The sequence below is a fragment of the Tannerella forsythia genome (genome assembly GCF_001006485.1).
Classification (GTDB): domain Bacteria; phylum Bacteroidota; class Bacteroidia; order Bacteroidales; family Tannerellaceae; genus Tannerella; species Tannerella forsythia.
In genome coordinates this window covers 26665-40339 of record NZ_JUET01000139.1, presented here as the reverse complement: position 1 = coordinate 40339, position 13675 = coordinate 26665, and the positions used below count along the sequence as shown (strand labels likewise).

Here is a 13675-nt window from a genome sequence, read left to right as displayed (position 1 = left end):
AAAGCGATGAGACAGTTTCTATCATTTGTAAAAAAAGAATGGTATCATATCATCCGAGACAGAAGGACGGTACTTATTCTGCTCGGGATTCCCGTCATGCAGATTCTGCTGTTCGGCTTTGCCATTACAACGGAAGTAAAAAACGCGCGTCTTGCCGTATTCGATCCGTCGCACGACGAGATGACACAACAAATCAAAAGCCATTTTCAGGCAAGCGAGCGTTTTATCCTTACGGAAGAACTGACTTCTCCGCACGAAATAAATGATGTGTTTACACGCGGAAAGGCTGATCTGGCGCTCATCTTCGGCGAACGGTTTGCCGAAAACCTGCGTCATACGGGCGAAGCCTCCGTGCAACTGATCATAGACGGTGCCGAGCCTAATCAGGCCTCGATGATGAGCGGCTATGCACAACAGATACTTTACATGTACCGACAGGAACTGGCCGGAGAACACCTGCCTTCCTGCCGAATCACAGCACAGGTGAAGATGCTCTATAACCCACAAGGCAAAAGCGTCTTTTATTTTGTGCCGGGAATTATGGGGATGATTTTGACACTTATCTGCGGGATGATGACGTCCATTGCCATCGTTCGGGAAAAAGAAACAGGTACGATGGAACTGTTACTCGCCTCACCCATGAAGCCGGCGTATATTATTTTAGCCAAAATCGTGCCTTATTTCGTACTGTCGGTATTGAATCTCGCCACCATTCTGATCCTGTCCGTTTCCGTACTGCACGTATCGATAGCCGGAAACTTGATCTTGCTGACCGCTGTTTCGCTACTGTTCATTTTTCTTGCTCTGTCGGTAGGGCTGTTTATTTCAGGCCTTGTCGACAATCAAACAGCTGCCATGCTGGCCTCGGGCATGGGCATGATGATGCCCGTCATGTTGCTTTCGGGTATGATCTTTCCCGTGTCCAGTATGCCTGATGCGTTACAATGGCTCTCGGCCGCCGTGCCTGCCCGCTGGTACATTCAGGCCGTAAAGAAAATCATGATACAAGGTGTCGGACTGCGCTTTGTGCTGAAAGAGATTGCCATTCTTACGGCTATGGCTTCGGTCTTTGTCGCCTTAAGCTTGAAACAATTTAAAACCCGTCTGAACTGAGAATATCATGTTGAAATATTTAATCGAAAAAGAATGTAAGCAGTTTTTCCGGAATCCTTTCCTCCCGAAACTGATTCTTGTAATGCCTCTGACGGTGATTCTGATTATGCCGTGGGCTGCGAATCAGGAGATCAAAGACATCAGGTTGGCAGTGGTAGATAACGATCGCAGCTCCGTTTCGCAAAGGTTAATTGCCAAAGCAACGGCCTCCGGCTATTTTCGGCTGACCGATGTTTTACCAACTTATTCTGCTGCAATGGATGGCATTGAGTCGGGTGAGACAGACATGATCTTGGAAATTCCTTCAGGATTCGAAAAGAAGATTATCAGCGAAGGACACAGTGACGCGATGATTTCGGCCAATGCGGTTAACGGAACAAAAGGAAGTTTGGGGACCTTCTATCTGACAAACATACTGAATGACTATTCGGCCGAATTAAGGGAAAGCTACGGCATGTACACGTACATCTCGCTCCTGCCCGTCGAAACATTCGATATCGTGGCGCGATATCGCTTCAATCCCCGTCTGGACTACAAGGTCTTTATGGTGCCGGCGCTGATGGTCATGCTGCTGACGATGCTCACCGGCTTTCTTCCGGCCCTGAACATTGTCGGAGAAAAAGAAACGGGTACTATCGAACAACTCAATGTTTCTCCGGTCGGACGAATGGCTTTTGTGGCAGCTAAACTTATTCCTTACTGGATGATCGGCTTCTTTGTCTTGTCGCTATGTATGGTATTGGCCGTATGGGTATACGGAATTTTTCCGGCAGGCAACCTGTTAACGATTTATATTTTTGCGACGATCTATATTGCGGTCGTGTCGGGAATAGGGCTTGTGATCTCAAACTATTCCGAGACGATGCAACAAGCTATGTTCGTAATGTATTTCTTTATGATGGTGCTTATTCTGATGAGTGGTCTGTTTACTCCCATCGCGTCCATGCCTTCGTGGGCACAAATGATCGCGGCGTTCAATCCGTTGAAATATTTTGTCGAAGTGATGCGATCGATCTATCTCAAAGGCAGCTCGTTCACGGAACTAACGAATCCGTTTCTTATTTTGTGCGGCTTCGCAGCCGTTTTCAACTTCTGGGCTATCCGGAGCTATAAGAAAAACAATTAATAAAAGTGCTGTTGAACTGTTGTTATACAATTTTATTTGCCCGTTTATTCGATTCGTAGACATATACAACTCCGTTTCCCTGGAGTTCGGCGTGCCTTGCGGTGGCGAAGATGTGGATATGATAAAGGGAGCAATGCGTTTGACACTTGCCGAGGGAGACGAACCGTTTATTACGCTTGGTAGCGACGAGAACGAGCCGCCTTATAGGGGCGAGATTGTCTACAAAGACGACGAAGGCGCCATTTGTCGTTGTTGGAATTGGAGGGAGTCTGTTCGCACGATGCTCACAGAGGATATCCACAAGGCTATCTTCGTTATCGAGTCTGTCGACGGATTTAACGGAGTAATCATTGGCGAAGTGTTAGATGTTTTACGTCAGCGTATCACAGATTTTCTCGGAGGGAATGTCGAAACAGCCTTACTCACCAGAGATAACAGCGGTTACATATCCTTGTTCCTCTCCAACCATGAGCGAAACATTATAATCTCCTCAAAGTCATGTACCATGAATACTATGGGAAGTAATATCATCAAAAATTGCAGATGTGTCATAAGAAATCGGTATTACAAGCCATAGATAGATTACAAGTCTTTCAATAGTCCGTTTTTATTCATAGGTGAAAATCATAAACTAACAACTGTTTTTGTGAGCGATATTTGAACATAAATGCAAAGATAAAGAATTTGATGCAAAATGAATAGAAATCTTGTACTTTTGCAGGGATGGTGTTAATTATTTTATTGAAAAATCAGAATTTATATACTTTTCGACAGGCCCGATTTAAAAAGAGCCGTCCCCAGATGAGACGGCTCCCGATTGTATAAAAACAGGCGAAATTTAAGGGCATAATACGTATAACATCCTTACGGTTTCGCTATCGTGCAGGTATATTTCTGCGCGTCGGAGAGCGAGAGCGTGATCTTATACGTGCCGGCCTTGACGGCGATGTTGGCGCCGCCGAAGGTCAGATGCTCCGGATCGCCGCCGAGGTTGACGTCCCACACATCGTTGGCGCGGAACTTCAGCTCGCCGTCTTTCAGGGCAGCGGTGATCGAATATTCGCTTTTGGCGGCATCGAACGTCATCGGCGTAGAGGTATCCCATCCGCCGTCCGTCGCGCTGCCTATCAGTCCGAAGGTTTGGATGAGCACGGCCGACCATGTGAGCGACGAGATGTTGGCTTTCAGCAGATAGAAGCCCTTTTCGGCTTTCAGGTTGCCGGCCCCGCCGTCGGTCGAGAGAGCGCCGTCTTTCGCTCCGGCGCCGTAGTTGACGCCGTCCCAGCTTTTTTCGGACGTGAACTTGAACTCGCCGTCGAGCGATACGAAGCCGCCGTAGTTCATGAAATCGGTTGAATGAACGAATGGAGCCGTTGCCGGCGACCATCCCTGATGATTGCCAGGCACGTAGAGAAACGGGCTGACGTTGCCCAGCACGGTGACTTTATACGTGTAATCGAGCATATTGAGTTCGATTTTCGTCCATCCGCCGTTTTTGATCTTCATGGCGTTGCCGTTGACCGTGAGCTTGCCGGAGGCCGATTCGTCGCCGTCGACGGCGCAACCCAGTACGCCCTCGCCCCATACGTTTTCCGCCTCGCCTTTCGTAAAGGCGTCGACGCGTGTTTGCGGGATGACTTTCCAGTAGCAGTTTTCCGGCACTTTGAGTATCATCGAGAAGACAGGATTCTCGTACACGTCGCCGCTTTGATTCAGTTTGATGAGCTTCGACACATCGTCGGCCTTCCAGTCGTTCATATTCCCGATCAGGTAATAGGCCTTATCGATAAAGGGCGCTTTCGGCTTGACGGCCAGTGTGAGCGCCACACTGTCTGAGCGGAGCGTCTGTTCGCCCAGAGCGACGAGGGCATACAACCGTCCGCTGAGGGTGCGCAGTTCGGGACGCTTACCGTAGATCGAAACGATCGAGTCTTGCAACGCGCCCGTCTTCACCTGTCCCAGACTGTCGACCTCGAGCGTAACCTTTTCGTTCAGATACAAGACGTATCCTTTCACCCGTCCTGCGGTGAGGGCCGGTTTCGTAATCGAGCAGACTTTCACTTTTTCCGAGGCAACGGTGTTCAGGTCGATCGTTCCGACCTTTTCGGCCTTAAAGCCGATCGTCTTGGCCGTTTCCTGTTCCCATTGCTGGGGAGCGGCTACGTCGCCGTTAAAGTCTTCCATGCATGCTGTGAGGATCAAAACCGGGCACAGCAGTATTATATACCTGTAGATTGACCACTTTTTCATATCCGTATATTTTATCGTTTCACTTTACATTTATTCATAACGTCCCTTACCGGTCATAAAGTTCAGGTAGGCGCGTTTGCCTGCGGGCTGAGTGTAACGCTCCTGATCGTCGCCCGAGCCGCGGTAAGCGATTTTTCCGTCGGCATAGACGATAAATTCGGAGTGCCACCAGTCTGCGTCGTCCAACTTCACACACATGCGTACTTCACCGGTCGAAAGGAACGCCGGAGATACGAAGTCGCCTTTGGCATCGGCCGGCACGGTGAACCGTTTTTCATCCGTAGTGTCCCAATTGCCGTTCATCGTATGACCCACTACATAGACATTCGGTTTCTCGAACGCGACGGTGTACTTCAGGTTACGTCCTTCGACAGCCGTTCTGATGACGACGAGGTACCACCCGGCCTTCGCCACCCTGAGGTTGCCTCCCGCGTCGGAAAGGCCTGCACCGGCATGGTCTTCGAGGGTGGCCGAACCGCCAAATTCCCGGCCGTCCCAGCCTTTCTCGATGTTGAATTTCATCTTGGCGTCTTTCTCGAAGTAGAGGATACGCCAGAACGTGCCATCATTGGCGACGGTGGGTACCATCTCCATGCAATCTTCCCATTTCCAGTTGCCTATCGTACTGCCGACAATGTTCATCGTTTTGGGCAGGACAATGGGGCTGAGTGCAAACTTCGTTCGCATACGAAGTGTAACCGTATTGGAGAAGATTTCGCCTTTGCCGTTCGTTAACGCCGCCCTGAGCCGGACGTAGAGTTTCGAGGTGAGCGGGAAGCGGTCTTCCGCAATTCCCTTTTCGAGCGCCAGCGTAGTTTGCGCCACGGCTATTTCGGTCGCATCGATGGCCATCTTGGCCGTTGTGTACGTTGTGGCCAGTGTGGTAAACTTCCCTTCGGTCGTAAAGTCGTTATCGAGCGATACCTGCACGGAGTAAACCGTGGCGGCCGTAAAGCCATAGTCGGGCTGCGAGCAGGTAAGCTCTACGGACGACGAGTTTTCGAGATCGTACACGGCGCTTCCGGCATAAGCCGGTGTGTTCAGGACGAATTTCGTCGGGGTCTGCAACGTCGGGTTGGAGTTGCGGTCGTCTTCGCATGAGGCGAAAACGAAAGACAGCCCGGCAGCCAGCAGCATGACTGCTATCTTGTTTCTGTTTTTCTTCATCATGATCTTTATCTGTTTTTTTTTTGACATGTTCGCTTTCCGTTGCCGGAAGATTAATATCCCGGATGTTGTACCAGATTGTTGTTCACGTTCAGGTCGTTTTCCGGAATCGGATAGAGGTTAAGGTGCTTGCCGAAGCTCGTACCGTCTTTCACGCCGCCTTTCCATTGCCATACGTAGTTTGTATTGCCTCCGAACTTGCCGAAACGGATCAGGTCGGAGCGTCGCCGTCCTTCAAAGGCGAACTCGCGCGACCATTCGTCCAGAATATGGTCGAGGGTGTACGATGTTTCCGTTTTGGCGTTGGCGCGTTTGCGCAGGGTGTTGATGGCCTCGGTGGCCTCGGCCGCAGCGCCTCCGTTCTGCCGTACCGTAGCCTCGGCAAACGTCAGGTAGGCTTCGGCCAGACGCATCAGCGGCACATCGGTATCCGTATGTTTCGAGTCGTTGGTCGACGCGCCGTCGGCACGCAGGTTCGAGAATTTGACGAAGGAGAAGCCGTTCTCGAACTTCGACGCATCGTCGACCGACAGGGTGCGGTCTTTGCCGAAGAAGAGCGCGCGATCGTCTTTCGCCGCCTTGATGATCTGATCGGTCTCGGCATTCGGGGCGTCGCCCGCCGGGAAGAATTTCTTCACCAGCTGCGGCCGGCAGCGGTTTCCTGCCCATCCTTCGGTGGTTCCGTAAGCCGGCATGTCTTTCGTTTTATGCGTCGAGGCGATCAGGAAGAGGGAGCCGCCGTAGTTGCGCGTTGCGGCACCGTCCTGCAGAATCGGCAGGATAATCTCCGTATTCGCCCTGTTCACCGCGCTGCCGTTGTTGTCGGCCATAAACAGGTGTTTATATACCGGCGACAGGCTGTACGACGTGTTCATCACTTTCCGCGCATATTCGGCCGCCTTAGCCCATTGCGCCGTGCCGGTATATACCTCGGCGTTCAGGTACAGACGCGCCAGCAGAAGCCATGCCGCCGCTTTATCGGCGCGGCCGTAGGCGTTCGTTTGCGGGTCTTTCATCGCTTCGGAGGCTTCGAGCAGCTCTTTTTCGATGAACCGGAAGAGTTCGGCACGCTCTACCTGCGAGGGGTTCTCGGTCGATACCTTCGTTACGAACGGTACTTTTCCAAACATGTCGATCAGGTAGCAGTAGTTCAGGGCACGCATAAAACGCGCTTCGGCACGCTGTACCACGCTTTCGCCGTCGCTTTTTCCATCGGTCTGTTCGAGGAAGAAGTTGCATAACGTCACGTTGAAATACAGACGGTAGTAAAGTCCCGTCACATACTCGTGCGACGCTCCCCACGCGTTGTAATTGAGTTCGGGTATTCCGCCGTCGCCCCAGCAGCAATGCGCTTCGTCGGTCGAGAGCTCGTTCATGTTCCAAATCAGTCGGAAGAAGTCGGACGTTCCTTCGTCAAGGCCGTCCACGTCACCCGTTCCCGTTCCGGCAGGCCCTTCGATGCCGGTCAGCCCCATCGTTGCATAAATTTTCGTAAAGACCTTGTTCCGGTCAAACTCCATCGTGACGCTCGGATCGATCGGTGTCACATCCAGATCACCTACGCACGATACCATGCCCGACATTGAAAAAGACAATGCGGCCGTAATAATCCATGATTTTATCGTATTTCGTTTCATAATGATTTGCCCTTTATTCGATGATTAAAAATTCAATGTTACTCCCATCAGCGAGGTAAACGGACGGGGATAGAGGTCGCGGTCAATACCGTAGTTCAATCCCGTGCCCGAACCGGTAATCAGTTCCGGATCGAGCCCTTTATATCCGGTAATGGTAAAGACGTTCTGCACGGCGGCGAAAACGCGTCCGGAGCCCAGCTTTTTCAGGTTGAAGGAGTAGCCGAGCGTGATGTTGTCGCACTTGAGGAACGAGGCGTTTTGCACGAAATAGTCTGACATGTAGAAGTTGCCTTCGCCCTGCCAGTTGTTTGCGAGCGTCATCGTCGGTCGGTTGATCAGGAATCCCGACGGGGCATACAGCTGGCTCAGGTTACTGCTGCTCGACTCTACGTCGTTATAAACATAGTTGTTCAGGCTCGTGCGGAGTGTAAAGCTGAAGTCCCATGCCTTGTAAAGCATCTTCGACGAAAGTCCCATCAGCACATCGGCCGTCGGTTTTTTGTAGAAATACTTGTCGCTCTCGTTGATGATGCCGTCGCCGTTACGGTCGACGAATGTGTTTTCGATCGGCTTGCCTTTCTCGTCGTAGACCTGCTGGTAGACGTAGAACGCATACGCCGGATGCCCGACGGCATGAGCCTGCACCTTGTTTCCCGTACCATACGAAATTCCTCCGGTAGAAACGTAGTAGCCTTCGCCGTCGCCGCTTGTGAGCTTTGTGATTTTGTTTTTATTATACGTCAGGTTGAATCCGATGTCCCACGTAAAATCTTTCCGCACGACGGGTTTGGCATGGATCGAAAATTCGACTCCCCGGTTTTCCAATGAACCGATATTGGCGTTCACCTGATTCTTGAAGTTCGTTCCGGCCGAGACGTAGACGTAGTTGATCAGGTCGTCCGTCCTGCGATAGTAGTAATCGACAGCCCCCGAGATCCGGCCGTTCATAAGGCCGAAGTCGAGTCCGGCGTTGCTGGTCGTCGTCTTCTCCCATTTCAGGTTCTTGTTGTAGGCGTCGGGGCGATACGATTCGCCTTTGCCGTAGCCGATGGGATAGTAGGCAAATCCTTTGTTGGCCGTGTAAGAGGCGAAATACGAATAATCCGAGCCGATGTTTTGCTGTCCGGTCACCCCGTATCCCAAACGGAGCTTCAGGTCGGACAGCGCGTCGATATCTTTCAGGAATCCTTCCTCCTTCATCTTCCAGCCGAAAGCGAACGAAGGGAAAGTGCCCCAGCGATGATCTTTATGGAAACGCGAAGAACCGTCGCGGCGAACCGTTGCCGTAAACAGATACTTGCCGGCCAGCGTGTAGTTCAGACGTCCGAAGAACGAAACGAGGAAGTTCTCCGAAGCCCACTCCTTATGTGACGGAGAATATTCCTTGCCGGGGTTGATCGTATTCGTTTTCGGATAATATCCCGTATAGCGGTTGTTGCCCTCGCGATGGAAATGTTGCCATTCGTAACCCGCCATAGCATCGAAGTTATGAATTCCGGCCGATTTCACATATTGCAGATACGTATTGAACGACAGGTTGTACTTGTCGATTTCCTCGAAGCCGTAGCTGCCGTAGTAATTGTTTGTGAACGAATAGGGGCTTACATCCGTCGTCTGCTTTCCGGTCGAGAGGTCCATCCCTCCGTTGGCGTGGATACGCAGATCGGGGAGGAAGTGAAACTTATAATCGACCTCGAGATTCCCGACGAGTGATTTCGATTTCGAGCGGTCGTTTTTGAGTTCGAGCAGCGAGACGGGATTAGCCGGCGCCAGCGAGTTGTTCGTCACCGTCCATGTGGGGTCGTTGAGCGCCTTCCCGTCATTCGTCCACTGGAAATACCCTCCGAAATATTTCGAATAGATTTCGCCTTCGCCCATCACCGGATGGGTCGGGTCCATGCGGGTGGCCGTGCCTACCGCTCCGGCATCGGCAAAACGGGACTGTGCATACATCCCTTTCAGGTTTCCGTTCAGCTTCAACATCCCGTCGAAGAACGAGGGCGAGAGGTTGAGCGATGCCGTGTACCGCTCGAAGTTCGACGTTTTGAGGATACCGTTCTGGTTCGTATAACCGATCGATACACGGAAAGGCGTCGTACCCAGACCACCGTACATGCTGATGTTATGGTCGGTCGAGAAGGCAACCCGGTAGATTTCTTTTTGCCAGTCGGTGTTCGCGTTGCCCAGCGCCTTGTATGCGTCGCTGCTTTCGCCGTATTGCTGCTTGATGCGTGCGCGGTATTCGTCGGCGTTCATGACTTCGATTTTGTCTTTTGCGTTACTCATCGAGACGTTGCCGTCGTAGGTGATGCGCACTTTCGACTTGCCGCCTTCGAGCGCGCCTTTCTTCGTCGTGATGATGATCACGCCGTTCGAGGCGCGTGAACCGTAGATGGCTGTAGCCGAAGCATCTTTCAGCACCGTAAAGGTTTCGATGTCGTTCGGGTTCACCATGGAGAGCGGGTTGGAGAGCCCTTTGACACCGTCGTTATCCATGGCCAGCCCGTCGATAACGATCAGCGGGTCGTTATTGGCATTCAGCGACGAACCGCCGCGGATGCGGATCGTGGCGCCGCCGCCCGGCGTACCGCCGCTCGACACCACATTCACCCCGGCAATCTTCCCGGCCATCAAATCTTGTGCATTCGTCGTCAGTCCGCGATTCATCTTGTCCGGCTTGATGGCTGTCACGGAACCTGTCGCATCGTCTTTCTTGACCGAACCGTAGCCGATTACGACGACTTCTTCCAGCATCTCCGAATCTTCCCGTAAAATAATCCGCATAGGGTCTTTCGTAGCGTTGACTTCCTGCGGTTTGTAACCGATGTAAGAAACAACGATCACGGCCTTCTCATCGACCGACAGTGTAAAATGACCGTCCAGATCGGTGATGATCCCGTTAATCGTGCCTTTCTCCACTACATTCGCACCGATGACCGGTTCGTTCATCTCATCGACAACAGTACCTTTGACCGTTATCTTCTGCGCATAGCCGCCGGCCGCAAAAAACAATGCGACGAGCAGCAGACAGATACTTCTCTTCCGAGAGAATCGTTCTTTTTTATTCATATCCTTGCTGTTTTAGATTTTATTTCTGTTCCATGATACTGATGGCATATCCTCCGCCCGATGCCGCGCGGAGCGTTAGCTTCGACTTGTTGGTCACCTTCATCTGCTTGATGGTGTACGCCTGCGGATTCTTTTCGTAGTGCGCCGTCGGGGCGTCGGCATAGATCGTGGCCGTGTACTTGCGCCCCGGGTCGAGGAAGTCGAGCGAGACATTCGACAGATGTCCGTCCTCGTTGGCCGTGCAGCCTACGAACCAGTTGTTTGTGCCCTTGGCCTTGCGCGCCACGGTGATGTAGCGCCCCGGCTCAGCTTCCAAGTATTTCGAGTCGTCCCAATCGATGGCCACGTCTTTAATGAACTGGAACGCGTCCATAAAGCGTTCGTAGTTCTCCGGCAAGTCGGCCGCCATCTGCAGCGGGCTGTACATCGTCACATACAGCGCCAACTGCCGTGCGAGGGTCGAATGTACGTATGAATTGTTGCCCGGGTTCACTTTCTCGAGCCGTGTTTCAAAGATGCCGGGCGTATAGTCCATCGGGCCGCCCATCAGTCGCGTGAAGGGGAGGATGGTTGTATGGAAGACCTTGTTGCCGCCGAACGATTCGTATTCCCCGCCGCGGGCCGCCTCGTTACCGATCAGGTTCGGATACGTCCGGCAAAGCCCCGTCGGGCGCACCGCTTCGTGTGCGTTGACCATGATCCGGTGTTCGGCCGCTTTTTTGACCGCATATAAATAATGGTTCACCATCCATTGCCCGTAATGGTATTCGCCGCGGGGGATGATATTGCCCACATAACCGCTTTTGACGGCGTTGTAGCCATAGTCGTTCATTAACTTATAGGCCTTCTCCATCTGGCGTTCGTAGTTTCGCACGGAGGATGACGTCTCGTGGTGCATCATCAGCTTCACGCCCTTCGAGTGCGCATATTCGTTGAGCGCCTTGAGGTCGAAGTCGGGATAAGGCGTAACGAAGTCGAAGACGTAATCCTTCGAGTTCCCGAACCAGTCCTCCCAACCGATGTTCCAGCCTTCGACCAGTACCTGATCGAAGCCGTGCTTCGCGGCAAAGTCGATGTAGCGGCGCACCTTTTCGTTGTTGGCCGCATGCGTGCCGTTCGGCTTCATTTTCGTATAGTCCGTGATGCCGAGGTGCACCGACGGCAAGTCGTTGGTATAAGCCCACGTGGATTTCCCCGAAATCATTTCCCACCATACCCCGATGTATTTCACCGGACGAATCCACGACACATCGTCGAGCTTGCACGGTTCGTTCAGATTCAGCGTCAGATGAGAGGCGAGGATACGGCGTGCGTCGTCGCTGACGATCACTGTACGCCACGGCGTGTGACACGGGGTTTGCATATATCCTTTTTTCCCTTGCGCATCCGGCGTCAGCCACGACTGAAACGTCAACGTTTGATCGTCGAGATTGAGCGACATGCACGGGTAGTCGACAAGAGCAGCCTCATGCAAGTTGATGTAAAGCCCGTCATCGGACTTCATCATCAGCGCCGTCTGCACGCCCGTAGGTGAAAATGGCGTTTGCGACGTGTTCGGCGTGATGGCCGTTTGCATCAGTCCGCGTATCTCCGTCAAGCGCGATTCCGTGTAGTCGTATTCCTGCGTATCGTAATCGCCCGGGATCCAGAAGGCTTTATGATCGCCCGCCATCGCAAACTCCGAATATTCTTCCTTAATAACAAAATAGTTCAGGCTCTTCTGTTGCGGAAATTCGTACCGAAAGCCCAGTCCGTCGTCATAAAGGCGGAAACGTATGACCATGGTGCGGTCGCCGTCGGCCTGATGAAGCGTCGCGGTCATCTCGTTATAATGATTGCGTATCGCTTTCACTTCGCCCCAGACAGGCGTCCAGGTCTCGTCGAACGTTGCGGTTTCGACACCTTTCAGCGTAAACGCTTTACGCAACGAGAATCCTTCGATTTCGAGACCGAGCCTGCTCGGTTTGATCACCGGCTTCCGTTTGTACGTCAATTCGTAAACAGGGGTACCTTCGCCGTTCACCTCGAAACGCATCAACAGGTTTCCGTCCGGCGATTTCAACTCTTCCGCACGCATCATAAAAGGTGCGGACACAAGAAAAGAGAATAGAAAAAACAGCTTTTTTCGCAGATTTATGCTTTTCATGTCAATTAAAAATTATAACCGGAGACAAAGATACATCCCTGAAAGCTGCTATATTTTCCGAATGAAACCGAATATAAATAAAACAGGTCTTATATAAATCGTAAAATATTGTTCGTTTGTTATTTGTCGACTTTTATAGAGTAAAAAAATATAAATGGAATAATGATGAAAACAGTGCGACCGCTTTCTCCGAAGGACGTGTTTTTACGTTTTTTGTAAAATAATCAAGTCTTGAAACTGGTCGGTCTTACGGTGCGGATTACTCCATCGACCGGGTTCCATACAAACCATCTGTAATTGACTGTCGGTAATCATCGACGATAAAAATTCCAGATCGTATGCTACGTTGGCCTCTTTTACTTTTTCGTCGAGGAACGCATATCCGTCATGCCGGTATTTGAAAGAAAATTCGCCGGTACGTCCGGCCTCTATATTCTGTTTGGCTTCTTCGTCCAGAATAAAAAAAGTTGCCACGCAGTAGCCTCCCTTTTTCAGGACACGGTAAATCTCCGATAAATAGTTGTTAATGTCTTCCGGAATCATATGGGAGAAAACAGAGAAGAGGGTCACGACATCAAACTGACTGCTTTCATACGGAAAAATGAAATCTTTAGCGCTTGTCTCTGTGCTCAGGTTGTATAAGTCGTTCTTTAAATCGACATGCTTGAAGATAAAATTCGGATACCTCGGGGTAATATGCTTCCGGCACCAGTTCACCCCTTTTTTCACAAGATCAAACCCTTCGAATCGGCCGTCGGCGTTCAGATAGCCTGTCATGGCGACAGCTAACCGGCCGATACCGCTGCCGACATCGAGCACGGCCGCATCAGGTTGAATGCCGGTGTGCCGAAGAACGGTTTCCCGCTGGAGTTTTCCCTGTTCGACAAAGTCGCCGCTGCCGATAAAAATCATGCCTTTGGGAGGTATCATAGCATCCCGTTGGGCAAACAAGTCGCCCGGGAGATAATACAATCGTCTTAAAACCAATCGACCGCGCGGTGGGATTCGATAATAAAACCATCGCAGAATAGCATGTGTGCTCATATTTTTAACCGTTATATTTTGGATATGCGGCGGCAAAGCTAATGATTACGGGTTAATCTCGCAAACAGACAGAGTGAGGAAGCAGGCAATTCATGAACTGCCTGCGGCCGGAAGGTGTGTTGA

At 51.5% G+C, this 13675-nt stretch carries 9 protein-coding genes; 3 read left to right on the top strand and 6 right to left on the bottom strand.

Features of this window, described 5'->3' with window-relative positions:
- Positions 1-6 precede the first annotated feature (6 nt).
- Genes Tanf_RS13460 through Tanf_RS16550 form a run of 3 tightly spaced genes read left to right on the top strand, consistent with a single transcriptional unit; the run spans position 7 to position 2816 of the window.
- Positions 7-1113: an ABC transporter permease gene (locus tag Tanf_RS13460; RefSeq protein WP_014225561.1), complete on the top strand. Its 1107-nt coding sequence runs from the start codon at positions 7-9 to the stop codon at positions 1111-1113.
- A gap of 7 nt (positions 1114-1120) precedes the next feature.
- Entirely contained in the window at positions 1121-2239 is a 1119-nt protein-coding gene (locus tag Tanf_RS13455; protein ID WP_046826205.1) for an ABC transporter permease, read from the top strand.
- Positions 2240-2258: 19 nt separating this feature from the next.
- The gene (locus Tanf_RS16550; RefSeq protein ID WP_080948654.1) at positions 2259-2816 is read left to right on the top strand and encodes a B3/B4 domain-containing protein; all 558 of its coding nucleotides are present in this window, start codon (positions 2259-2261) and stop codon (positions 2814-2816) included.
- A 287-nt stretch (positions 2817-3103) separates the two neighbouring features.
- Here the strand turns inward: Tanf_RS16550 and Tanf_RS13445 are convergent, their stop codons facing one another.
- From Tanf_RS13445 to Tanf_RS13420, 6 genes are all read right to left on the bottom strand, one after another.
- Positions 3104-4489: an Outer membrane protein SusF domain-containing protein gene (locus Tanf_RS13445; RefSeq protein ID WP_080948653.1), complete on the bottom strand. Its 1386-nt coding sequence runs from the start codon at positions 4487-4489 to the stop codon at positions 3104-3106.
- A 30-nt stretch (positions 4490-4519) separates the two neighbouring features.
- Entirely contained in the window at positions 4520-5659 is a 1140-nt protein-coding gene (locus tag Tanf_RS13440; RefSeq protein WP_161794973.1) for a SusF/SusE family carbohydrate-binding protein, read from the bottom strand.
- A 50-nt stretch (positions 5660-5709) separates the two neighbouring features.
- Positions 5710-7293 (bottom strand): RagB/SusD family nutrient uptake outer membrane protein, encoded by a 1584-nt coding sequence (locus Tanf_RS13435; RefSeq protein WP_014225566.1) that lies wholly within the window; start codon positions 7291-7293, stop codon positions 5710-5712.
- A gap of 24 nt (positions 7294-7317) precedes the next feature.
- Positions 7318-10362, bottom strand: coding sequence for a SusC/RagA family TonB-linked outer membrane protein (locus tag Tanf_RS13430; protein ID WP_046826204.1), 3045 nt, complete (start codon positions 10360-10362; stop codon positions 7318-7320).
- 19 nt (positions 10363-10381) lie between these two features.
- On the bottom strand, positions 10382-12442 hold the full coding sequence (locus Tanf_RS13425) for a glycoside hydrolase family 97 protein (RefSeq protein WP_236684446.1): 2061 nt from the start codon (positions 12440-12442) through the stop codon (positions 10382-10384).
- A gap of 270 nt (positions 12443-12712) precedes the next feature.
- Positions 12713-13552, bottom strand: coding sequence for a class I SAM-dependent methyltransferase (locus tag Tanf_RS13420; RefSeq protein WP_052449126.1), 840 nt, complete (start codon positions 13550-13552; stop codon positions 12713-12715).
- Positions 13553-13675: the final 123 nt, after the last annotated feature.

What these genes read in the sequence shown, in the direction of transcription:
- Tanf_RS13460 (WP_014225561.1), top strand. Translation starts at nt 7, where the DNA reads ATGAGACAGTTTCTATCATTTGTAAAAAAAGAATGGTATCATATCATC.
- Tanf_RS13455 (WP_046826205.1), top strand. Translation starts at nt 1,121, where the DNA reads ATGTTGAAATATTTAATCGAAAAAGAATGTAAGCAGTTTTTCCGGAAT.
- Tanf_RS13445 (WP_080948653.1), bottom strand. Translation starts at nt 4,489, where the DNA reads ATGAAAAAGTGGTCAATCTACAGGTATATAATACTGCTGTGCCCGGTT.
- Tanf_RS13440 (WP_161794973.1), bottom strand. Translation starts at nt 5,659, where the DNA reads ATGATGAAGAAAAACAGAAACAAGATAGCAGTCATGCTGCTGGCTGCC.
- Tanf_RS13435 (WP_014225566.1), bottom strand. Translation starts at nt 7,293, where the DNA reads ATGAAACGAAATACGATAAAATCATGGATTATTACGGCCGCATTGTCT.
- Tanf_RS13430 (WP_046826204.1), bottom strand. Translation starts at nt 10,362, where the DNA reads ATGAATAAAAAAGAACGATTCTCTCGGAAGAGAAGTATCTGTCTGCTG.
- Tanf_RS13425 (WP_236684446.1), bottom strand. Translation starts at nt 12,442, where the DNA reads ATGATGCGTGCGGAAGAGTTGAAATCGCCGGACGGAAACCTGTTGATG.
- Tanf_RS13420 (WP_052449126.1), bottom strand. Translation starts at nt 13,552, where the DNA reads ATGAGCACACATGCTATTCTGCGATGGTTTTATTATCGAATCCCACCG.